Source organism: Pelotomaculum sp. FP, assembly GCF_004369245.1.
Classification (GTDB): domain Bacteria; phylum Bacillota; class Desulfotomaculia; order Desulfotomaculales; family Pelotomaculaceae; genus Pelotomaculum_C; species Pelotomaculum_C schinkii.
In genome coordinates, this window is the sequence record NZ_QFGB01000149.1 from 1 (window position 1) to 1,129 (window position 1,129).

A 1,129-nucleotide genomic window follows, 5' to 3' on the forward strand; every position below is an offset into this window, starting at 1 on the left:
TATTGAGATTCATAAGGAACACAACGGGTTACATGTGGTTTTGCAGGCAACAGCTATGGGCAAGGACTGGAATGTCGTTATTACAGGTGGGGAAATTCCCCACCTGGGCTCCATAGCTTTGGGTATTCCGCGCCCGAGCCTGCAAAATTCCGCGCGTATAAGCGCCACGGTTTCTGTATTGACCTTGACCGGGCATAAGGAAGATGAGATTGTCCGTCCGGCGGCTTATTTTCTGGCAAGCAGACTCAATGCGCCCGTTGTCGTTTCTTGTGGAATTCACAACGAGCAGATCAAGTCTGAGGATATTCGAAGGATCGGTGATCTGGTGCAGGAAGCATTAACTGATTTGCTTGTTGCTGCCTGCAACAAAGATATGCGTTAAAGCCTTTATCTTTCATAGAAGGGGTTAACTGGGATGGATATTGTAGTAGGAGTTACAGGCGCCACCGGATCAATTTACGCAGTGAGATTGTTGGAGGCTTTAAAAAAGAATAAAGATGTCAATACGCACCTTATTATGAGCAACTGGGCCAAAAACAATCTGCAAATAGAAACAGAGTATTCTCCGGATTATTTAGAAAGTCTGGCTACAGTGGTATATGACAATAAAAATCTTGGAGCTAAAACATCAAGCGGTTCCTTTATTAATGACGGCATGATCGTGGTGCCCTGCAGCATGAAAACGTTGAGCTCTATTGCCAATGGCTACTGCGAAAACCTTATTTCAAGATCAGCCGATGTAATGATTAAGGAAGGCAGAAAACTGGTAATATGTCCGAGAGAAACCCCTTTAAGTTCGATCCATCTGGAGAATATGCTGCGGCTGGCAAAAATAGGAGTAAAAGTGGTTCCACCGATGCCTGCTTTTTACAATCACCCATCTAATATAGAGGATTTAATAAGCCATCACGTCATGAAGCTGCTTGACCAGTTCGGCATCAGGCATGCAAACGCCAAAAGATGGAACGGATAAGACTTAAGTCGCCCTTTGGAATTCTCTTATTTACAAAAGGAGTGATAGCAATGGAAGGGAACAGCCTTCGGGGATTTTTAGAGCAGTTGGAGAAAGCGGGACAGTTGGTTCATTATACCGATGAAGTTATGCCGGAGCCGGATGTACGGCGTATTG

The 1,129-nt window shown here is 44.7% G+C and carries 2 protein-coding genes; both read left to right on the plus strand.

The window, feature by feature from the left end; all coding sequences use genetic code 11:
* On the plus strand, positions 1–382 hold a 382-nt coding region (locus Psfp_RS21980), incomplete at its 5' end, for a proteasome assembly chaperone 4 family protein (RefSeq protein WP_192895577.1).
* A gap of 33 nt (positions 383–415) precedes the next feature.
* The gene (locus tag Psfp_RS21125; protein ID WP_134220476.1) at positions 416–973 is read left to right on the plus strand and encodes a UbiX family flavin prenyltransferase; all 558 of its coding nucleotides are present in this window, start codon (positions 416–418) and stop codon (positions 971–973) included.
* Positions 974–1,129 lie beyond the last annotated feature (156 nt).

Excerpts from the sequence above, each read along its gene's own strand:
- Psfp_RS21125 (WP_134220476.1), top strand. The coding sequence starts at position 416 with ATGGATATTGTAGTAGGAGTTACAGGCGCCACCGGATCAATTTACGCA.